The sequence below is a fragment of the Telluria aromaticivorans genome, from assembly GCF_013003915.1.
Taxonomy (GTDB): domain Bacteria; phylum Pseudomonadota; class Gammaproteobacteria; order Burkholderiales; family Burkholderiaceae_D; genus Telluria; species Telluria aromaticivorans.
On record NZ_JABAIV010000004.1, the window covers coordinates 96499 to 116951 of the forward strand.

The window sequence follows — 20453 nt, forward strand, 5'->3', positions numbered from 1 at the left end:
TCACATGCGGAAGTGTTCGCCGAGGTAGACGCGTCGCACCGACTCGTCGGCGATGATGTCGTCCGGACGGCCCGAGGCCAACACCGCACCCTGGTTGATGATGTAGGCGCGGTCGCAGATGCCGAGCGTCTCGCGCACGTTGTGGTCCGTGATCAGCACGCCGATGTTGCGCTCCTTCAGGAAGCGCACGATGCGCTGGATCTCGATCACCGCGATCGGGTCCACGCCCGCGAAGGGTTCGTCGAGCAGCACGAAACGCGGGTTGGTGGCCAGCGCGCGCGCGATCTCCACGCGGCGGCGCTCGCCGCCCGACAGCGACAGCGCCGGGTTCTCGCGCAGCTTCTCGATCTGCAGGTCGGCCAGCAGGGTGTCCAAACGTTCGTTGATCTCGTCCTTCGACAAGGCCTTGCCTTCATTGGTGCGCTGCAGTTCCAGCACGGCGCGGATGTTCTCTTCCACCGTGAGCTTGCGGAACACCGAGGCTTCCTGCGGCAGGTAGGAAAGGCCGAGCACCGCGCGGCGGTGGATCGGCAGGCTCGAGATATCGGTGCCGTTGATGTCGATCGAGCCGGCATCCGACGGCACCAGGCCGACGATCATATAGAACGAGGTGGTCTTGCCGGCGCCGTTCGGGCCCAGCAGGCCGACGACTTCGCCGCATTCCACCTGCAGCGAGACGTCGCGCACCACCAGCCGTTTGCCGTAGCTCTTTTGCAGGCCCTTGACGATCAGGGTGCTGCAGCCTTCGCGCACGTTCTTCACGGCTTCCGTCATTGCTTGCCGCCTTCTGCTGCAGGGCGGCGCGGTGCGATGATCAGGGTGCCGCGTCCGCCGCCGACCTTGCTCTGGCCGCTGGCGTCGTTGCGCACCTGGGCGACTTCCTTGCGGTTGTCGTAGGAAATGAACGGACCCTTGATTTCATTGGTCATGCGGCCGCTTTCCAGCTCGCGCACTTCGGCGGCGGTGAACAGTTTTACCAGTTCCGCGCGCTCATCGTATTCGATGCGCTGGGCCTGGCCTTCGACCCACAGGTCGGGGCCGCCGTCGCGCTTCTGGCGGAAGGTGGCCAGCTTGCCCGGCGCAGCGGTGAGCGTCACGCTCATATAGCCTTCCGGCGTTTCTTTTACCAGTGCGCGGTCCGATTTCAGCACCAGGGTGCCGCGCGTGAGCACGACGTTGCCGGTCAGGATGCGGGTTTGCGTGACTTCGTCGACGTCCAGGGTGTCGAAATTGATCACGGCCTGCTTGAGCGAATCGGCGCGCTCGGCGAAGGCGCTCAGCGATGCCAGGGAAAGGAAGGCGGCAGCTATTAATTTTTTCATGGATGCTTGTCCTGTTTTGACGCGGCGGCTTTAGTTAGCGCGCGCGCGGCGGATAGATGATCTGGCCGCGGCTGGCCAGGTGCAGCTTCTGGGTCGCGTTGTTCGCGACCATGCCGGTGCCACGTATGGTGGAGGCGCCGAGCTGCATCTCGATCGGCTTGTCGGTCTTCATGATCTCTTCGTCGGGCAGCACGGTGAGCGCCTGCGTGCGCACACGCAGCGCTTCGCTGGTCGGCGTGGCGGGACGCTGGATGTCGACGTTGCCGAGCAAGTCGACGCGGTGTTCTTCATGGTAGATGCGGCCCTGCCTGGCCACCACGGTGGTGCGCGGGCGGCCCGGCGTCAGGCCCTGCACCACCGGCTGCTCGACTTCCGAGACGTCGCCCTGCGGCTGGTGCGCCAGGCGCTTGCCCGATACCACATAGCTCGGCTTGCCCTGTTCGGTCATGCGCACGAACGAGAAGTTCTCGACGATGTAATCGGGCTCGTTCATCGGCCCGCCGAGGCGCGCGTCGGTATCGTCGCGGTCCATCACCTGCAGCAGCCAGAAGCTGCCGAAGGCGAAGAACACGCCGATGATCATGACACTCAGCAGCCTCCAGCGGTGGGCGGTGCGCTTGTAATTGACCATGGCTAGCTGTGCGAACGCTTAGGCAAAGTAAGGCGCGAGCGCCTGTTCGTAGGTGCCCTGCGCGCGCATGACCAGGTCGCAGACTTCGCGCACGGCGCCGCGGCCGCCCGGGTTGTTGGTCACGTAATGCGCGCGGTGCTGCACTTCCGGGTGGCCCGAAGGCACGGCGACGGCAAAGCCGACTTTGGTCAGCAGCGGCAGGTCGATCACGTCGTCGCCGATGTAACCGCATTCTTCGGCAGTCACGCCAGTCGCTTCGAGCAGCTTGGCAAAGCCGATGCGCTTGTCGTGGATGCCCTGGTAGACATGCTGGATGCCCAGGTCCGCTGCGCGCTTGACCACGATCGGCGACAGGCGCGCGCTGATGATCGCGGTCTGCACGCCGGTCTTGCCGAGCAGCTGGATGCCGAGGCCGTCCAGCACGTTGAAGGTCTTGGTGACCTCGCCGTCCGGGCCGTAGGTCAGGCTGCCGTCGGTGAGCACGCCGTCGACGTCGAAGATCATGACTTTGACGCGCGCGGCGCGCTGCATGTGTTCCAGTGGAGTCATTTAGATTACCTTGGCGCGGGTCAGGTCGTGGATGTGGAGTGCGCCGACCAGGCGGCCCTCATGGTCCACTACCAGCATCTGGTTGATGCGGAATTCTTCCATCACGGCGACGGCGTCCACCGCCAGCTGTTCCGGGTGCACGGTACGCGGGCCCGCATGCATCACGTCGCGGATCAGGATGTTCGAGAAGTCGTGCATGCGTTCGATCAGGCGGCGCAAGTCGCCGTCGGTGAACACGCCGATCGGGCGGCGTTCTGCGTCGACCACGGCGGTCATGCCCATGCCCTTCTGCGACACCTCCAGCAGGGCCTTGGCCAGCGGGGTGTCCGGCGCCACGGCGGGGATCGCATCGCCGCTGCGCATCACGTCGCGTACGTGCGTCAAGAGCCGGCGGCCCAGGGCCCCGCCCGGGTGCGACATCGCGAAGTCTTCTTCACGAAAACCCCGCAGGTCCAGCAGCGAGACGGCCAGCGCGTCGCCCATGGCCAGCGTGACCGTGGTGCTGGTGGTCGGGGCCAGGTTCAGGGTGCAGGCTTCCTTGGCCACCGAGATGTCCAGGTGGATCTCGGACAGCTTGGCCAGGCGCGAATGCGGCTTGCCGGTCATCGAGATCACCTGGCTGCCCATTCTTTTGACAGCTGGCAAAATTTCCAGCAGCTCGGACGATTCGCCCGAGTTCGAGATGGCGATGAAGACGTCCTGCGCGGTCACCATGCCAAGGTCGCCGTGGGCGGCTTCGCCCGGGTGCACGAACATGGCCGGGGTGCCGGTCGAGGCCAGGGTGGCGGCAATCTTGCGGCCGATGTGGCCGGACTTGCCCATGCCCGACACCACCACGCGGCCTGTGCAGCCCAACAAGAGCTGCACGGCGCGCACGAACTGGTCGTCGTCGCCGAGGCGCGCATGCAGCGCGCGGATGGCGTCGGCCTCGATGGCCAGGGTCTCGCGGCCCAGCTCCAGCACGCGGCGGGCCTGGTCGGCATCAAAACTTTTCAGCATTGTTTTTTCATCGGTTACACTCATCGTGGCAGTATAAACGAATTGGCCAAGCAAAAAACTTGCCAGACGTAACAAACTACAACAACGAACGATCTGGGGATAATGCATTCCGGACTTGAACTGACCCTGCTCCTGCTGGGCTGCGCCGTTCTCGGCGTGGTCGCTTTCCGGATGCTGCACCTGCCGCCGATGCTCGGCTACCTGGCCGTCGGCGTCCTCATCGGCCCCCACGCGCTGGCGCTGGCCGACGACAGCCCCGCCACCCATGCGCTGGCCGAATTCGGGGTCGTCTTCCTGATGTTTTCGATCGGCCTGGAGTTCTCGCTGGCCCAACTGAAATCGATGCGGCGCATCGTGTTCGGCCTGGGTCTGGCTCAAGTCGTATTGACAATCGCGGCCGCGATGGGCTTCGGCCTGTTCATCTCCTGGTGGGTGCCTGCGATGCACGTGAGCTGGCAGGCCGCGTTTGCCCTCGGCGGCGCACTGGCCATGTCGTCCACCGCCATCGTCGTCAAGATGCTCACCGAGCGACTGGAACTCGAGAGCGAGCATGGGCGCCGCATCATCGGCATCCTGCTGTTCCAGGATCTGGCCGTGGTGCCGCTGCTGATCATGATTCCCTCGCTGGCGCGGCCCCCCGAAGAACTGGTGGTGACCCTGGGCTGGGCAGCCGTCAAAGCTGCCTTCGTGCTGGCCCTGCTGCTGATCTTCGGCCAGAAGCTGATGCGCAACTGGTTCACCATCGTCGCCAAGCGCCGCTCGCAGGAGCTGTTCATGCTCAACCTGCTCTTAGTGACGCTCGGCCTGGCCTGGGTCACCGAGCAGGCCGGCCTCTCGCTGGCGCTGGGCGCCTTTGTCGCCGGCATGCTGATTTCCGAGACCCAGTACAAGCACCAGGTGGAAGAAGACATCAAGCCCTTTCGCGACGTGCTGCTCGGGCTGTTCTTCATCACGGTGGGCATGCTGCTGAACCTCGGGCTGGTGCTGCAGCATTGGTGGCTGGTGCTGGCGCTGCTGGTGTTCCCGGTGCTGCTGAAATTTGCGATCATCGCGGCCCTGGCCAAGGCCTTCGGGTCGAGCGACGGCGTGTCCATGCGCACCGGCCTGGCGCTGGCCCAGGCCGGCGAATTCGGCTTCGTGCTGCTGAACCTCGCCTCGGGCTCGAAGCTGATCGACCCCTTCCTGATCCAGCTGGTGCTGGCCTCGATGGTGCTGTCGATGCTGGTCGCCCCCTTCGTGATCCAGAACATGGACAAGATCGTGATGAAGGTCGCCACCAACGAATGGATGATGCAGTCGCTCCAGCTGACCCAGCTCGCCAGCCGCACCATGAAGACGCACAAGCACGTGATCATTGCCGGCTTCGGGCGCAGCGGCCAGAGCCTGGCCACGCTGCTCAGTGAAGAAAAACTGCCCTGGTACGCGCTCGATTTGGACCCGGAACGGGTGCAGGAAGCCCAGGCCGCCGGCGCCAACGTGTCCTACGGCGACGCCGCCCGGCGCGAAGCCCTGATCGCCGCCGGTATCAACCGCGCCAGCGCGCTGGTGATCACGTTTGCGAATACCCCGCTCGCATTGAAGGTGCTGCACTTGGTGCACGAGCTGGCGCCGAACCTGTCCGTGATCGTGCGGGCGCACGACGACAGCGACCTCGATCAGCTCAAACGCGCCGGCGCCACCGAAGTGGTGCCCGAAGCGCTGGAATCGAGCCTGATGCTGGCCTCGCACGCGCTGGTCGTGATGGGCGTGCCGCTGCGCCGCGTCGTGCACCGCGTGCAGAACGCCCGCGACGAACGCTATGCCTCGCTGCGCGGCTACTTCCACGGTGCGGGGGATGTGTCGGACGATCCGGAACATACCTATGTGCGGCTGCATTCGGTGACCTTGCGCAGCGAAGCGGCGGCGGTTGGGCGGCGCATCGGCGAGATGGCGCTGGAAGAAGTCGGCGCCGAGGTAACCACGCTGCGGCGCAATGGGCAGAGCCTGAGCTGGGATCCGGAGACGGTGCTGCTGGTGGGGGATGTGCTGGTGCTGCGGGGGGCGGGTGAGGCGGTCAGTAGGGCCGAGAGCCGCTTACTGTGAATGTGGGTGCGGCGACTTCACCACCGATGCTGGAACTGCGTTAACCCGTAGGGTGGGCAAGTTCCTTGCCCACGCGTTCAAAGCACGGTACTGCTGCCTGTGCGGCTATTCATGTGCTGGTTGAACGCGTGGGCAGAATCTGCCCACCCTACGAGACCGTGGCTGCTCGGCCGCCCACCCTACCCGGTGACTACGCGATTGCGTCCGTCCGCCTTCGCGCGATACAAGGCCGTATCCGCCTGCGCCACCAGATCCTGCGCCACGCCCTCGATCGCATGATCGCGCTCGAAATCATCCAGCGTCGCCACCCCGATCGACACCGTCACCGACACGTGCCCGCCGCCCGACAAGTCCACCGGCGTCACCGCCACGCTGTTGCGGATCCGCTGCGCCACCATGCTGGCGCTTTCCAGCCCCGCGTCGATCAAGAGCACCACGAACTCCTCGCCCCCAAAACGCCCGAGTGCATCAGAAATGCGCAGCTCGGCCTTGATCCGCGACGCCACCTCGCGCAGCACGTCGTCGCCGCCGCCATGCCCGACGCTGTCGTTCACCTTCTTGAAGTGGTCGATGTCGATGTACATGCACGAGATGCGGTAGCCCTGGCGGCGCGCCCGCGCGATCTCCTCCACCAGGCGGCGGTCGATATAGCGGCGGTTGTAGACGCCGGTGAGCGCATCGGTCAGGCCGATAAACTTGAGCATCTCGTTGCTGATGACGTTCTCGAGGCAGATCGCGATGATCGATCCCATGTGCTCGAGGAAGTCGGTGCCGAGGGCCGGCGTGAACCGGTTCGGGTCCTTGCTGCCCAAATTCAGGCTGCCGATCAGGCGCGTATTGCGCAGCAGCGGCACCAGGGCCACGGTCTGCAGCCCGGCGGGCGGATGCGGGAACTGCGCGCAGTGCTGCGACGGCGCATAGGGCCCGAGCAGCGGTCGCGGACGGCGGCCTTCGACGTGCTCGAAACCGAGCTCGCTGGCGTGTTCGCAAAAACTCAGGTCCTGCAGCTCTTCGTAGTCCACGCCCAGCTTGTGCATGACCGTATAGATGTCGGCGTCAGGGTCGGCCAGCGACAGCGTCACCGTATCGAGCTCCGAGATAACCGGCAGCGTGCGGAAAATGGTCGAGACCAGTTCCTGGAACGACCCGGCGCCAACGATCTGCAGGTCGAAAGCCTGGTGGCGCGTCATGATCGAATGGTTGCGCTCGGCCTGCTCGAGCAGGTAGGCCATGCGGGAACGCAGGGTCTCGTTCTCCAACATCAGCTCTCGCGTCTGCGCATCTGGCTCGTGCATCGAAAATTCCTTTCAGCAATAACCGTAACATTACGCCATCTGACCTTGCTTGAAAACGAAAACCGCCCGAAGTTGGGCGATTTAGCGACACAACGTTTTTACAAGTGTCAAAAATTCAGGGTCAGTTCCAGTTCTTGCCCGACGCGCAGGATCTGTCCGGCGCCTGCGCTGACGATGCAGTTCATGCCCATGCAGACCGCACCTTCCATGCGCGGATTGGCGCGGTAGGCCTGCAGGATGTCGAGCGGGTCGGGGCCGAAGGCGCCGGTGGCCTGGTCGATCGACGGGATCGGGCAGCGCGCGCAGGGTTTGACCGGGCGTAAATTCAATTCGCCGGCGCTGAGGGATTCGACGAAGTCTTCCTCGAAGGCTTCGAGGCCATCGACCACCAGGTTTGGCCGAAAACGGTTCATCGGCAGCGGCGCGCGGCCGGTGCTTTGCAGCTTCACGTTCAGGTCGTCGAGCGAGGCCTGGCCGATCAGCAGGATCGGATAGCCGTCGGCGAAGCGGGTTGCAGAGGGGGCGCCGCCGGTCCATTTGGTGCTGGTGGGGCGCTGCACCTCCGGGCGGAAGCGCACCAGCCGGCACTCGGCGCGCAGTGCTTCGGCGAACCAGGCCGCAGCCGCGTCGCCGCAGTCAGCCGCCTTGAGGTGGTCGTCCCAGATCTGTACGTCGATACTCGGTGCGTCGGCGTCGTGCGCCAGCGGCAGGCGCAGTAACGGCATGCCGGGAGTGCTGACTTCCAGCGCCTCGCCGTCGACGCGGGGGTTGACCAGCGCCATGCGCGGGAACTCGCGCTGGGTCAGGAACTGACCGTCGTGGGTGACCAGCATCCATTCGCGGTCGTGCACGCCCTGCGCGGACAAGCCGTCGATGCCGCATGCCGCTTCCTGCACGGAGAGTCCGGCGCAGGACTTGATCGGGTAGAGAACGAGTTCGGTAACGGTGGCCATGCTGTCAACCCTTGCGAATGAAGGCTGACAGTATGGCAGGGATCGACCTCGTTGACACGCTCAGCGGCCGGCCGCTTTCGCCTTCTCGTCGCGTTCGCGCTGCAATCTAGCGTCGAAGTTCCGCGTAGCGCCGGCGGCCAGCTTGCGGCAGCCTTCCGGGTCGATGAAGGGGTTGGATTGCGCAGTCTTGGCTGCGGCCTTGCCGAAGGCGTCGGTGGCGGAAGGATGGGCGGCGATGACGATGTCGCACTTCAGGGCAGCCACCTTGGCAAGGGTAGCGCGGAAGCTCGCGGTGCGGTCCGGGTAATTGGCGCCGCCGCTGTAGTAGAAGCCATCGGTGGACACCGGGGTCAGGCTGTCGGCGTAGACCATGTCCAGGCACCTGCCCTGCTCGCACGACTGCCAGGTCCAGGTGGTGCCGCCGGGAGTGTGGCCGGGGGTGTGGTGGACCGTGAAGCGCAGCGGGCCGACGGACAGGGTTTCGCCATCCTTGACTTCTTTTACCTGCGCGACCTTCGGGATATAGAAACGGTCGTTCGGTTCGTATTGCGGGTCGTCCGTGCCTGGCGTGCCGTCGCGCAGCACCTGGGCGCCGTGCGGGCTATGCGCGACGATGGCGCCGCTGGCTTTTTGCAGCGCGGCGATGCCGCCGGCATGGTCGAAGTGGGCGTGCGAGTTCAGGATGAGTTTCACGTCCTTCATCTTGAAGCCGAGCGCCTCGATGTTCTTCTGGATGAGCGGCGCAGACTGCGGCAGCGCGCCGTCGAGCAGGACGTGGCCTTGCGGGCCGGTGACCAGCACGGCGGACAGGCCGGCCGTACCGACGTAATACGCGTTGGCGTAGATGTTGAATGGCGCGGCCGGCTTGTTCCATTCGTCGCAGGAGCTGCAGGTGACCGCATCCTGCGCCAGCGCGCCATTCATACCCGCCAGTGCCAGTACCAGGGCGGCCGGCTTCATCATGTTCTTCATCATGTGACAACACTCCAGACAGAAAAAAAGGGCCCCGCAGGGCCCTGGTTCACAACGCGTTAGACGTTGAACAAGAAGTTCAACACATCCCCATCCTTGACCACGTATTCCTTGCCCTCAGCGCGCATCTTGCCCGCTTCCTTGGCACCGGCTTCGCCCTTCAGGGCGATGTAGTCGTCGTACGAAATGGTCTGGGCACGGATGAAGCCGCGCTCGAAGTCGGTGTGGATCACGCCCGCGGCTTGCGGCGCGGTGGCGCCGACCTTCACGGTCCAGGCGCGCACTTCCTTCACGCCGGCGGTGAAATAGGTCTGCAGGCCGAGCAGCTTGTAGGCGGCGCGGACCAGGCGGTCCAGGCCCGGCTCGTCCATGCCCATGTCGCCCAGGAAGGCGGCCTTGTCGGCGTCGTCCAGGTCGGCGATTTCCGCTTCGATCGCGGCGCTGATAGCCACGATTGGCGCGTTCTGCTTCTTGGCGAATTCGGTCAGCTGGTCCAGCAGCGGGTTGTTGGTGAAGCCGGTGTCGGAGACGTTCGCAACGTACATCGCCGGCTTGGCCGTGATCAGGTGCAGGTCACGGATCAGTGCCAGCTCGTCGGCGTCCAGGCCCATGGTGCGGACCGGCTGGCCTTCGTTCAGGTGCGGCAGGATGCGCTCGCAGATCGCCACCAGCTTGGCCGCGTCCTTGTCGCCCGAGCGCGCCTTCTTGTTCTCGCGGTGGATCGCCTTCTCGACGGCAGTCAGGTCGGCCAGCGCCAGCTCGGTCTGGATGACTTCGATGTCGTCGATCGGGTTGACCTTGCCGGACACGTGGATCACGTTGTCGTCTTCGAAGCAGCGCACCACGTTGACGATGGCGTCGGTTTCGCGGATGTGCGACAGGAACTGGTTGCCCAGGCCCTCACCCTTCGAGGCGCCCGCCACCAGGCCGGCGATGTCGACGAACTCGACGATAGCCGGCACCATGCGCTCCGGCTTGACGATGTCCGCCAGTGCCTGCATGCGCGGATCCGGCACCTCGACCACGCCGACGTTCGGCTCGATCGTGCAGAACGGGTAGTTCTCGGCCGGGATGCCGGCCTTGGTCAGGGCGTTGAACAGGGTGGACTTGCCGACGTTCGGCAAGCCGACGATGCCGCATTGGAGACTCATGGGAATTCTTTCTAATTCGGTGGACGCGGAGCGGAAAGGAAGCCCGGCTCCAAAACCCCACATTGTAACCGCGGACGGTGCCGGTTGCCGAAAAAAACGGCGTATGGGGACGGCAGCGTTGCTACCGGGCAGCCGGGTTTGTCGCTCATGTTTCTAGCCCGGCGGCTGCATCAATGTCATTCAAACCAGCTGCATGTCGATTATCCTGAACACCATGCCCCCTAGCGAATTCCAACGCATCGGCGACTACATGATGCCGCCCTTCCCGGCGCAGCCATCCGATATCGGCTTCCTGTTCGGTACGCGGCACGGTGTCGAGCAATTCTGCGAGGCGGCCTGGCGGCTCTGGCGCGACGGGATGTTCAGCCGCCTGCTGGTGTCCGGCGGGAAGACCGGCGGCCAGCCCAGGGCGGAGGCGGAGGTCATCGCCGGGCGCCTGGTGGAGCTGGGCGTTCCCGCCTCGATCCTGATCCTCGAAACCGCCGCGACGAATACGGGCGAGAACGTCCGCTTCGGCCGGGCCCGGGTAGCCGAAGCGATGGACATTGCGGCGGTTCGCAGCATTGTCGTCATCGGCAAGGTGTGCTCGACCCGGCGCTACCTGATGACCCTGCAGCGGCACTGGCCCGGCTTGCGCATGTCAGTCTGCCCCGTCAATTATTTCGGCGTGCCGGACGAGCGCTGGCACGAGCATGACGAGTTCCGCGCGCGCGTGCTGGGTGAGTTCGGCAAGATTCCCGCCTATGTGGCGCAAGGCTTCCTTGCCGAGATCGACGGATGCGCACCGTATCCGCAACTGGGGGGCACAGGGCGCGCCTGAAGCGACGATTTCCAGTCGATAACTTTTACACTCAGCACTAGCGTACACGGGGCCGCTGTAAGTAGACCCTTGCCCTTGCAGCGGCTTTTTGTTGATGGCAGCCAGGCTAGAGCGGCCGTACCCGCGCCAAATCAGGCTTGGCCACGAACTCCGCGAGTTCATCGCGCAAGCGCTGCCCCTCCCCCATCGCGCGCTGCCAGTCGCGGATGCGCGCGTCGTGGTCAAGCCCATGGAACTTGAAATCCGCCCGGTCCGGCAGCTTCCCACGCGGCAGGGTGCGCAGGAAGTCGTCCGACGGCGCGACGATCAGGACGTTGTCGAGCCAGCCGCGGTTGGCGCCGCGCGCGGCCCGGCGCCATGGGAAGCCCTTGTCGAGCCAGCCCGGCACGATGTGCTGCGTAAAATGCGGGTACAGCACCAGGTCGCCCTTCGCCTCCCCTGCCGCGCGCGCATAAGGCAAGGCCAGGTGGTAATCGATGATGCCGCCATCCCAGTAGCTGCCGGGTGGCGCTTCCGCGATGCCGGTCACCGGTTTCATCAGGAGCGGCAAGGTGCCCGAGGCCAGCAGGCCGGCTGCCAGGTTGTCGCGCGTGAGCGATGAAAAATGGGTGGTGAAAGCATCGAAGCGCTCGCGCAGCCAGGGCGCTTGCGAACGCTGGTCGCCAATCACGACGCGTTCCAGCAGGCGCCCCAGCCAGTCGCGCGAGCCGGCATTGTGCAGCGCTGCCGCGGCAAACCCGCGTAGTTCCGCACGCGGATGCGCCGGTGCCGCCAGGCCACCTTTGCCGCGCACGGCCAGCAGGTGCAGCCGGTAGTGGGGGTGGCTGACGATGTCGTCTTCGTGGCCGCGCACGAATTCGTTCAAAAGGCCCTGCACCACCTCGTTGATCTCGCCCTGGGTCGGCTTCTTGCTGGTGTAGCGCTGGCCCGCGTACAGCTCGCCCAGGCGCGCGAAGGCCTTGGCGGGGTCGCGCTGGCAGGCGGCGGCCATGCGCCAGGCGCCGATCGACGCGCCAATGAGGTCGCGCTCGCGCGGGGCAGAGGGCAGCCATTCGCCGAACATCCACTGGTCGAGCGCCTGGAAAATCAAGCCCTTCGGTCCGCCGGCGGCGGCCGGGACGATGGCGATGTCCTGCGCGCGCAAGCCCTGCGCGCCGATCTGGGCCAGGGCCAGCGGCCCGGCATGGAATGTGAGTGCCTTCATGGACAAAATTATCGCAGGAAGATCGCACTTGCGCTGACTCAAGGGTGATGCGAGGGTGCTGCGTAACATGGATCGGTCGCTGTTCGCGGAGCCCGCCATGCCGTTTCGACTTGCCCTGGTTTTCTTCCTGCTGTTCGGCTGCGGTTCGCTAGTGGCCAGCGCCACCAGCACCGATAGCACGGTCATCGTCGAGCGCTACCACCAGCACTTCACGGTCGACGCCGACGGATCCTATGTGCTCGACGTCGAACTGGCCAAGAGCATCGCGACCAGTTCCGCCATCGATCTGCATGCCGAGCAGTTCATCAGTTTCAATGCTTCGCTCGACCAGATAGTGTCTGTCGAGGCCTGGACCGCCAAGGCCGATGGCCGCCGCGTGCCGGTCGCGCCTAGCCAGATCCGCGAGCAGAAGGAAGCCGCCTCCCAGGATGCGCCGATGTTCCAGGACACGCGCCTGAAAGTCGTCATCTTTCCCGACGTCGCGGTGGGCGACACGCTGAATTTGCGCTACCGGCTCCGGCGCCATACGCCGCTGTTCCCCGGGCAATTCGAAGATTTCACGATCGCCCGCCCCTTCCGCACCAAGGACTTCCGGCTGACCTACGACTTGCCCTCCTCAATGCTGCTGCAAGCCGACGCGGTGGGCTTCGAGCGGGCACCTAGCGCCAGCCCACCTGGCCGGCGTCGCACGACCTGGCGCTATGTGGACGGCGACCACGACCGCATCGAGCAAGGCTCGGTGAGCTATCTCGATTACGGCCGGCGCCTGGCCGTCACCACCTTCCCGGATTACGCCGCCTTCGCCCGCGCCTACCACTCCCGCGCCGCGACAGCTGCGATTCCTGACGCTGCCATCAGCAAGCTCGCGGCCGAGATCACGCAGGGCATCGTTGATCCGCGTGCGCGTGCGATCGCGCTGTCCGACTGGGTCAGGCGCAACATCCGCTATGTCGCGGTCTATCTCGGCCCCGGCGGCGTGGTGCCGCATCCCGCACCGGCCGTGCTGGCCAACCGCTATGGCGACTGCAAGGACCACGCGGCGCTGCTGCAGGCGCTGCTGGCCGCCGCCGGCATCCAGGGCAGCGCCGCGCTGGTCAACAGCGACGCCGCCTACCGCCTGCCGGCCGTGCCGACGCTCGGGGTGCTGAACCACGTGATCGTCTATGTGCCCCAGCTGCAGCTCTACTTCGACCCGACCGCGGCGACGGTGGCCGGCGGTTTCCTGCCACCCGGCCTGCTCGGCAAACCGGTCGTGCTGGCCGACAGCGGCGCGTTCGCCGTGACGCCGGTCTTCCAGCGGGCACGCAGCCGCACGCTCACGCGCTTCGATATCGCGCGCGACGGCAGCAGCCGCTTTCACGTGGCGCGCACCAGCGGCGGCGCCATTGCGGAACCCTACCGGCAGGCGGTGCGCGCCACGCCGCAGGGCGAGCGCGAGCGCTTCGTGCGGCGCATGCTGGCCGGCCTGGGGCAGACAGGCGACGGCCTGCTCGAGCCGGGCGAGCTCGATGCGCCCTCGAGCGATTACACGCTGGCGTTTTCAGGGGAAACCAACGGCTTCGTGCACCTGCCCGGCCCGGTCGCGCTGTCCACCACCTACAATTTCTGGGGCGGCCTGGGCGATGTGCTGTTCGAGCTGGGACGCGAGCCGGAGCGGCGCCAGGACTTCGTCTGTCCCGCCATCGACGCCGAGGACGAGCTGCGTTACCGGCTGCCGGCAAAAACACGCGTGCTTGCGCTACCGAAACCGCTGGTGGTCGACGATGGCAGGTTCTATTACCGTTCGCAATATGCGCGGCAGGGCGATGCGGTGGTGGTAAAGCGGCGCCTGCAATTCAGGCATACAGCGGCAACCTGCACCCCGGACGACTACCGCGTCATGCGGCCGGCGCTGGAGCGCATGATGCGCGACCTGCGCGGCCAGGTGGTGGTGCAAGGGCGCTAGCGCCGGTGTGACTACACTCAGGCAGTATGCAACTGCATGGTCGCCGTATCCATCTTGCCTTCGCAGACCAGCGGGATGATGCGCAGGCTCTTGTCGATCGATTCCTCGATCAGCACCTGCTCTTCGCGGCGCGGGCGGTGCAGCACGAAGTCGGCCACGCCCTGCTGCAGGTTCAGGCTGCGCGGATGGCCGATGCCGAGGCGCAGGCGCCAGTAGTCCTGGGTGCCGAGCGCGGAGGTGATGTCCTTCAGGCCGTTATGCCCCCCGGAGGAACCGCCCTTCTTCAGCTTGGCCACGCCCGGCAACATGTCGAGCTCGTCGTGCACGACCAGCACTTCATCCGGATTGATTTTATAGAAGCGCGCCAGCGCGCCGACCGACTGGCCGGAGCGGTTCATGTAGGTCAGCGGCTCCAGCAGCCAGACTTCGTTGCCCGCGATCCGGGTCTTCGCGACCAGGGCGTTGAAGCGGGTCTCGCGCTGCAGGCGGCAGCCCGGCAGCGAATTGGCCAGGTTGTCGACCAGCCAGAAGCCGGCGTTGTGGCGGGTTTGTTCGTATTCCGGGCCCGGGTTGCCGAGGCCGACGATCAGTCGGATGGACATGCGTAGTTTTGATTCTTGGAAAAACAGGATTATCGCTGAAAAACGTCGGGACAAGCGTCCGCCGTTCGTAGGGTGGGGGGCTCTACCCGGAAGATGCCCGGTGTTACCGTGGCCGCCGCCCGCGCGTTCAAACCAGGGCAAGGCTGCCTGGGCGTCTGCTCATCCAATGATTGAACGCGCGGGCGGCGGTGATGGTTCAGGCTGCTCGGATTACCCGGGAAGAGCCGCCCACCCTACGAAAAACAAAAAACCCGCCGGGGCAAGCCGCGGCGGGTTTTTGTTTCTTCGCACCGCTTGCGCGGCGCTACAAGAAGATATTACTCAGCAGCTGCTTCAGCCGACACGGCGCCGCGTGGAATCGACGAGGTGACGATGGTCAGGTTCTGGCCGTGGGTCAGCGCGGTCACGCCTTCTGGCAGGACCAGGTCGTTCGTGTGGATCGACTGGCCGGCTTCCAGCTTGCTCAGGTCGACTTCGATGAACTCAGGCAGCTTGCCTGGCAGGCAGGACACGTCCAGCTCGTTCAGCACGTGCGAGATGACAGCTGCGCTCAGCTTGACAGCTGGCGAGGTCTCGGCGTTGATGAAGTGCAGGGCGACCTTGGTGTGGATCTTTTGCGATGCATCGACGCGCTGGAAGTCAGCGTGCAGGACCAGTTGCTTGTATGCGTGCATCTGGAAGTCACGCAGCAGGACTTGCTGGGTGGCGCCTTCGATTTCGAGGTCCAGCACGGAACCGTGGAACGCTTCTTTCTTCAGCGCGTGCCACAGGGCGTTGCCGTCCAGGGTGATCAGGACTGGGGCAGCGGTGCCGCCGTAGATGATGCCTGGGGTCTGGCCAGCCTTGCGCAGGCGGCGGCTCGCTCCGGTGCCCTGCAGGGTGCGGTTGGTTGCAACAACTTTCATGTGAAACTCCAAGTATATAGGGGTCCGAATGCCGGAACAGGTGTGCCGGCCCGGTAACCCAGTTGTGGTGACCACCCCCGCGACCAGGGGCAGTCATGAATGAGCGCCAACTGCGCGCTCAAGAATTACTGTCGTTGGGCACTGACATATGCCCAGGATTCTGTACAACCCGAGATAGTACAACGGCGCGCCGGCTTTTGAGCCAGGGCGCGCCGTAAAAACAGGTGCGGTGTTGCTTATTCGGCGAACAGCGAAATCACCGAGTCGCCCTTGACGATGCGCTTGAAGGTCTCGGCCAGCAGTGGTGCGCTGGTGAGCTGGCGGATCTTGGTGCAGGCGGCGCCGGCTGCGCTCAGCGGGATGGTGTCCGTGACGACCAGCTCGTCGAGCGGCGAATTGTTGATGCGGTCGATTGCCGGACCCGACAGAACAGGGTGCGTGCAGTAAGCGACCACTTTCTTGGCGCCGCGCTCTTTCAGCACTTCGGCAGCCTTGGTCAGCGTGCCGGCGGTGTCGACCATGTCATCCATGATCACGCAGTTGCGGCCTTCGACTTCACCGATGATGTTCATGACTTCCGACACGTTCGCCTTCGGGCGGCGCTTGTCGATGATCGCCAGGTCGCAGCCGAGGCGCTTGGCCAGGGCGCGCGCGCGCACCACGCCACCGACGTCGGGCGACACGACCAGCAGGTCGTCGTAGTTGCGCTTCTGCAGGTCGCCCAGCAGGATCGGCGATGCGTAGATATTGTCGACCGGGATATCGAAGAAGCCCTGGATCTGGTCAGCGTGCAGGTCCATGATCAGGACGCGCTCCACCCCGGCTTCTTCCAGCATGTTGGCGACGACTTTGGCCGAGATCGCGACACGCGCCGAACGCGGGCGGCGGTCCTGGCGGGCGTAACCGAAATACGGGATGGCGGCGGTGATGCGGCCTGCCGATGCACGCTTGAGCGCGTCAACCATCAGGATGATTTCCATCAGGTTGTCGTTGGTCGGTGCGCAGGTCGATTGCAGGACGAAGACGTCTTTACCGCGGACGTTCTCGTTGATTTCGACCATGACTTCGCCGTCCGAGAATTTCGAAACGACTGCTTTGCCGAGTGGAATGCCGAGGTTCTTAGCGACCCCCTCTGCTAGTGCCGGATTGGCATTGCCGGTAAAAACCATCAGGTTTTCGTAAGCCATGGAGGAAAGTCCCAAGAGATAGAAGAGTTGACACTTGAAAAACAATCAGCCGGCTGAACCGGCTGATTATTGACGACGATGCGTTGCCGATGCTCGCGGAGCATTGCACCGCTGTTTTTACCCGCTGGACGCTGTGGCATCGACAGCCGGGAAAACTTTGGCAGGGGAACAAGGATTCGAACCTTGGTATGCCGGAATCAAAATCCGGTGCCTTAACCAGCTTGGCGATTCCCCTACACGACTGCACTTGCTTGCCGTTACATTCTGCGTATTTTAACGCCTAACGTCGCGACAGGCAAAATTTTATTCCATAACTCACTGATTCTGCAAGAGCGATTTCATCGGATGCCTCGACAGCGAATGTGCTTTCCAAGCCCGCCAAGTACCTGGCACAAGGGCCACCACCTGGTCAGCTTCACGCTCGCTGGAGAACGCGCAAAACACACACGCCCCGGAGCCAGTCATCCTGGCATCGCCATGCCTGCCCAACCATTCTACCGCCTGAGCTACCGGCGGGAACAGGCGCTCAGCCACGTCCTGCAAATCATTCTTCCCGAAACCACGATGCTTGCCTGAAACTTCGTAGCTGCTGGAAAAGTCCGATATTATGACCCGCCCAGTATCCCTTGTCAAATCCGGCGCCGAAAATATTGCCGGGGTCGGTACTGCGACGCCCGGTTCGATAATGACATACCAGCAGTCGGGGCCGCGCACAGGCAGCAAGCGCTCGCCGACGCCCTCGGCGAAGGCGGTCTCGCCGAACAGGAAGAACGGGATGTCGGCGCCCAGCGGCAGGCCGAGATCCATCAACTCCTGCTGCGACAATCCAGCCTGCCACAGGCGGTTGGCCGCCATCAGCGCGGTGGCCGCATCCGACGACCCTCCTCCCAGCCCGCCACCCATCGGCAGGATCTTTTCCACGGCCACGTCGATGCCCGGCGGCAGGCGGCCGTGGCGGCGCGCGTATTCCGCCTGCAACAGGCGCAGCGCGCGCACGATCAGGTCCTGGTCGGCCGGCACGCCCGGCACCTCGGTCGTGCGCACGATGAGCTCATCGTCGCGCAGGTCGAAATGCAGGGTGTCGGCGCGGTCGACCAGCTGGAACACGCTTTGCAGCAGGTGGTAGCCGTCGGCGCGGCGGCCGACGACGTGCAGGAACAAATTGAGCTTGGCCGGAGCCGGGCAATCGTGCAGCGAACGCATGCGGTCTTACCCCTGCCCTGCCGGGTTCACGACGATGCGGATCGACAGGTCCTGGATATCGCCTGCCGCGGCGCGCTCGGCATGGATCACGCGCGGCGCCGGCTGGGCCGCATCGGCATTTTGCCACTCGACGAAGCGCAGTCGCCAGCCGTCGCGCGTGGTCACGCTGTTATGCGCGGGCGAAGCCGAGAAGCGCTGCCCGCCGGCATCCACCGCATAGCCCTGCAGCCAGTCGCGCAGGCCCGAGACCGGCAGCGGCCAGCCCAGCGCCTGCTGGGTCAGCCCGTCGATGTCGGTCGCGCTCACCGGCGCCCGGCCGGCCTGGGTGAGGGTGGCCGAACCGGGCGTGACGGCGATGGTCGCCACGGTTTGCCCCAGCGGCGACACCAGCTCGACGTCGACATGTCCCGGGCGCTGCGCCCAGCTGAAATTGCCGTTCAGCGATTCGGTCTTGCCATCCTTCTGGTAGTTGACCGCCAGGCGGCCATTCAGGTCGATGCTGTCGCGGTAAGCGCCGACGGTGGCGACATTGGTGCTGGTGGTGGCGCAGCCGGTGAGGATGGTGGCGGCGAGGGCGAGCAGGGTCAGGCGTCTGGTGATTGGCATTGATGAAAAAGTCAGGTGTTCGTAGGGCGGGCGGGTTTCCCGCCCACGCGGTGATAACAATCGGTTGATATATCGCGGCGATGCCGGCGCCCGTTGAACGCGCGGGCGGGAAACCCGCCCACCCTACAAAGGCGGCCAATGCAAAGCTGGATTATTTCACAAGGTCTGCCGCAGCCGCGCCAGCGTGCTGCGCAGCGTATCGTTCTGCGGATCCTTGGCGCGCGCCTCACGCCACAATTGTTGGGCATCCGCCTGCCTGCCCTTCTGGAACAGCACCTCGCCAAGGTGCACCGCGATTTCCGGGTCGCGCCGCAGCGCATAGGCCTGGCGCAGGTATTTTTCCGCCTCGTCGAGCTTGCCCAGGCGGTACTGCACCCAGCCCATGCTGTCCATGATGAAGGGGTCGCCCGGCGCCATCGCGAGCGCCTTGCCTATCAACTCGTGGGCTTCCTGCAGGCGGATGTTGCGCTCGGCCAGCGAATAGCCAAGGGCGTTGTAGGCATGGTGGTTGTCCGGCGCCAGCGCCATCACCTCGCGCAGCACCTTTTCCATTACCTCGACCCGGCCGATCTTTTCGGCCAGCAGCGCGAAGTCGTACAGCAGGTCGGGATTCTTCGGGAAGCGCTGGGCGGCCGCTTCCATCAGCGTGTACGCCTCGAGCACCTGGCCGGCATCGCGCAGCAGCTGCGATTCGGCCACCGCCACCTGGGCCTGCTGCACCGGCTCGGCGGGTTTCAGGCTGGCCAGCAGCTGGCGTCCACCGGCCAGGTCGCCGCCCTTCGCCAGCAGGCCTGCGCGGCGCAGCTGGGCGCTGAACAACAGTTGCGGCTCGGTGCCGGCCGGGACTTTCTCTAGCCACTTCAGCGCGCCGGGATAGTCGCCGCGGTCTTCGGCCAGTTGCGCCAGGATCAAGAGCGCGCGGGTCGGGTCGCGGTCGTCTTCCGGGTTACGGCCGAGGATCTCGACAAAGCGAGTGAAATAGGTTTCGGCGGCCTTGGCGTCGTTCATCTGGCTGGCCAGCACGCCCAGCGCATACAGGTTGCCGGCATCGTCGGGCCTGGCCTTGAGCAGGGCTTCGAACTGGGCCCGCGCCTGCGGGAACTGCTTCTGGTTGACCAGGACGCGAGCATGGGCGGCGCGCACTTCGCGCGCTTCCGGATGCTGTTTCAGGAAGGCTTCCAGCATCGGCGCCACCTTGGCGTCGTCTTCCAGCACCTGGGCCATCATCAGCATGGCGATTTCGGAGTCGGGCTTGGCCGCCAGCGCCGCCTGCGCCTCGCGCACGGCCGCACCCTTGTCGGCGCGGGCCAGGGCCGCCTGGGCGCGCACGATGTGGGCTTCCAGGGTGCCGTTATAGGGGGTAACGATGCGCTCGAGCATGGCGGCCGCCGCGTCCTTGTCCTTGGCGCGGCCGAGCAGCTGCTGGATCTGGAACATCAGCACGCCCCGGTTCTTTTCCGGGGCGGCCTTCAGGCGCTCGGCGAAGATCGGCTCGACTTCGGCGATGGCGTCCGAGGTGACCACCATGCCGACGAAATACTGGGTTGCCTCGTCGGAGGCCGGATCGAGCTCGCGCCACAGGCGCACGGCGGCCAGGGTGTCGTCGGGCTGGCGCGCAGTGACCGCCATCTCGGCCGCGCGGCGCGCCAGGCGCGGGTCGCGGGTCTGCTGGGCCAGCGACAGCATGGTGAGGTAGGGGCCCTGCCAGTCGCCCTTGCGGAATGCGAACTCGGCCTTAAGTAGCTGGTTCAGCATGCTGCTGGTCAGTTCGACCTTGGGCAGGCGCGCCTCGACCTCGGCCCGGAGTTTCGCTTCGAGCTCTTCGGCGCTCTCCGTAGCCGCCGCCGTGTCGTCCTGTTCCTGCCCGAGCGGGATGTCGGCGCCCGCCGCCAGCGCGGCGCTGGACGCCACCGCCGGCTGCTGTGTGGGCGCGACAGCGCACGCCGCCAGGATGCTGGAGAGGGTTACAATAACGAAAGCGTTTTTCAAGGCAAATCCTGTGTTCTGGGTGTCGTCTGATTCTACGC

Annotated in this window: 19 protein-coding genes and 1 tRNA gene; 3 read left to right on the forward strand and 17 right to left on the reverse strand. The window is 65.1% G+C overall.

The genetic code is table 11. The features are described 5' to 3' along the window. From lptB to HGB41_RS13075, 5 genes are read right to left on the reverse strand one after another with little or no spacing between them, the layout of a single operon-like run. Positions 1 to 774 carry an LPS export ABC transporter ATP-binding protein gene (lptB, locus tag HGB41_RS13055; protein WP_171085056.1) on the reverse strand — a complete coding sequence of 258 codons (774 nt, stop codon included), beginning with the start codon at positions 772 to 774 and terminating at the stop codon, positions 1 to 3. Continuing rightward, the gene (gene lptA, locus HGB41_RS13060) at positions 771 to 1322 is read right to left on the reverse strand and encodes a lipopolysaccharide transport periplasmic protein LptA (protein ID WP_171085058.1); all 552 of its coding nucleotides are present in this window, start codon (positions 1320 to 1322) and stop codon (positions 771 to 773) included. Before lptA ends, lptB begins: the two co-directional genes overlap by 4 nt. Before the next feature lie 34 nt (positions 1323 to 1356). Further along, the gene (lptC, locus tag HGB41_RS13065) at positions 1357 to 1953 is read right to left on the reverse strand and encodes an LPS export ABC transporter periplasmic protein LptC (protein ID WP_171085060.1); all 597 of its coding nucleotides are present in this window, start codon (positions 1951 to 1953) and stop codon (positions 1357 to 1359) included. Positions 1954 to 1971: 18 nt separating this feature from the next. Beyond that, positions 1972 to 2502, reverse strand: a complete 531-nt coding sequence (locus HGB41_RS13070; RefSeq protein WP_171085062.1) for a KdsC family phosphatase — start codon at positions 2500 to 2502, stop codon at positions 1972 to 1974. Further along, positions 2503 to 3525, reverse strand: a complete 1023-nt coding sequence (locus tag HGB41_RS13075; protein WP_171085063.1) for a KpsF/GutQ family sugar-phosphate isomerase — start codon at positions 3523 to 3525, stop codon at positions 2503 to 2505. Between the two features lie 78 nt (positions 3526 to 3603). Between HGB41_RS13075 and HGB41_RS13080 the strand changes: the two genes are divergently transcribed. Then, complete coding sequence (locus HGB41_RS13080; protein ID WP_171085066.1) at positions 3604 to 5583, forward strand: cation:proton antiporter; 1980 nt, start codon at positions 3604 to 3606, stop codon at positions 5581 to 5583. 179 nt (positions 5584 to 5762) lie between these two features. On the opposite strand, the gene HGB41_RS13085 is transcribed toward HGB41_RS13080, so the two are convergent. The 4 genes from HGB41_RS13085 to ychF form a co-directional block, all read right to left on the reverse strand. Further along, positions 5763 to 6878, reverse strand: a complete 1116-nt coding sequence (locus HGB41_RS13085; protein ID WP_171085068.1) for a GGDEF domain-containing protein — start codon at positions 6876 to 6878, stop codon at positions 5763 to 5765. Between the two features lie 107 nt (positions 6879 to 6985). After that, on the reverse strand, positions 6986 to 7831 hold the full coding sequence (locus HGB41_RS13090) for an MOSC domain-containing protein (RefSeq protein ID WP_171085070.1): 846 nt from the start codon (positions 7829 to 7831) through the stop codon (positions 6986 to 6988). A 60-nt stretch (positions 7832 to 7891) separates the two neighbouring features. After that, on the reverse strand, positions 7892 to 8806 hold the full coding sequence (gene bla / locus HGB41_RS13095; RefSeq protein WP_229423015.1) for a subclass B3 metallo-beta-lactamase: 915 nt from the start codon (positions 8804 to 8806) through the stop codon (positions 7892 to 7894). Positions 8807 to 8862: 56 nt separating this feature from the next. Then, complete coding sequence (gene ychF / locus HGB41_RS13100; protein ID WP_171085072.1) at positions 8863 to 9954, reverse strand: redox-regulated ATPase YchF; 1092 nt, start codon at positions 9952 to 9954, stop codon at positions 8863 to 8865. 193 nt (positions 9955 to 10147) lie between these two features. Between ychF and HGB41_RS13105 the strand changes: the two genes are divergently transcribed. Continuing rightward, positions 10148 to 10774, forward strand: a complete 627-nt coding sequence (locus HGB41_RS13105; RefSeq protein ID WP_229423016.1) for a YdcF family protein — start codon at positions 10148 to 10150, stop codon at positions 10772 to 10774. Positions 10775 to 10880: 106 nt separating this feature from the next. On the opposite strand, the gene HGB41_RS13110 is transcribed toward HGB41_RS13105, so the two are convergent. After that, positions 10881 to 11978 (reverse strand): patatin-like phospholipase family protein, encoded by a 1098-nt coding sequence (locus HGB41_RS13110; protein WP_171085074.1) that lies wholly within the window; start codon positions 11976 to 11978, stop codon positions 10881 to 10883. 97 nt (positions 11979 to 12075) lie between these two features. On the opposite strand from HGB41_RS13110, the gene HGB41_RS13115 reads away from it, so the two are divergent. After that, positions 12076 to 13923, forward strand: coding sequence for a DUF3857 domain-containing transglutaminase family protein (locus HGB41_RS13115; RefSeq protein WP_171085076.1), 1848 nt, complete (start codon positions 12076 to 12078; stop codon positions 13921 to 13923). Positions 13924 to 13940: 17 nt separating this feature from the next. Here HGB41_RS13115 and pth read toward each other — a convergent pair whose 3' ends face one another. From pth to HGB41_RS13150, 7 genes are all read right to left on the reverse strand, one after another. Further along, a complete protein-coding gene (gene pth, locus HGB41_RS13120) occupies positions 13941 to 14525 on the reverse strand; it encodes an aminoacyl-tRNA hydrolase (protein WP_171085078.1) in 585 nt (194 codons plus the stop codon). Between the two features lie 317 nt (positions 14526 to 14842). Beyond that, complete coding sequence (locus HGB41_RS13125; protein WP_171085080.1) at positions 14843 to 15430, reverse strand: 50S ribosomal protein L25/general stress protein Ctc; 588 nt, start codon at positions 15428 to 15430, stop codon at positions 14843 to 14845. 236 nt (positions 15431 to 15666) lie between these two features. Next, on the reverse strand, positions 15667 to 16617 hold the full coding sequence (locus HGB41_RS13130; protein ID WP_171085083.1) for a ribose-phosphate pyrophosphokinase: 951 nt from the start codon (positions 16615 to 16617) through the stop codon (positions 15667 to 15669). 158 nt (positions 16618 to 16775) lie between these two features. Beyond that, a tRNA-Gln gene (locus HGB41_RS13135) sits at positions 16776 to 16852 on the reverse strand. Between the two features lie 80 nt (positions 16853 to 16932). Next, positions 16933 to 17820 (reverse strand): 4-(cytidine 5'-diphospho)-2-C-methyl-D-erythritol kinase, encoded by an 888-nt coding sequence (gene ispE / locus HGB41_RS13140; RefSeq protein ID WP_171085085.1) that lies wholly within the window; start codon positions 17818 to 17820, stop codon positions 16933 to 16935. 6 nt (positions 17821 to 17826) lie between these two features. After that, positions 17827 to 18426, reverse strand: a complete 600-nt coding sequence (gene lolB / locus HGB41_RS13145) for a lipoprotein insertase outer membrane protein LolB (RefSeq protein WP_171085087.1) — start codon at positions 18424 to 18426, stop codon at positions 17827 to 17829. Between the two features lie 156 nt (positions 18427 to 18582). Next, positions 18583 to 20415 (reverse strand): tetratricopeptide repeat protein, encoded by a 1833-nt coding sequence (locus HGB41_RS13150; protein WP_171085090.1) that lies wholly within the window; start codon positions 20413 to 20415, stop codon positions 18583 to 18585. Positions 20416 to 20453: the final 38 nt, after the last annotated feature.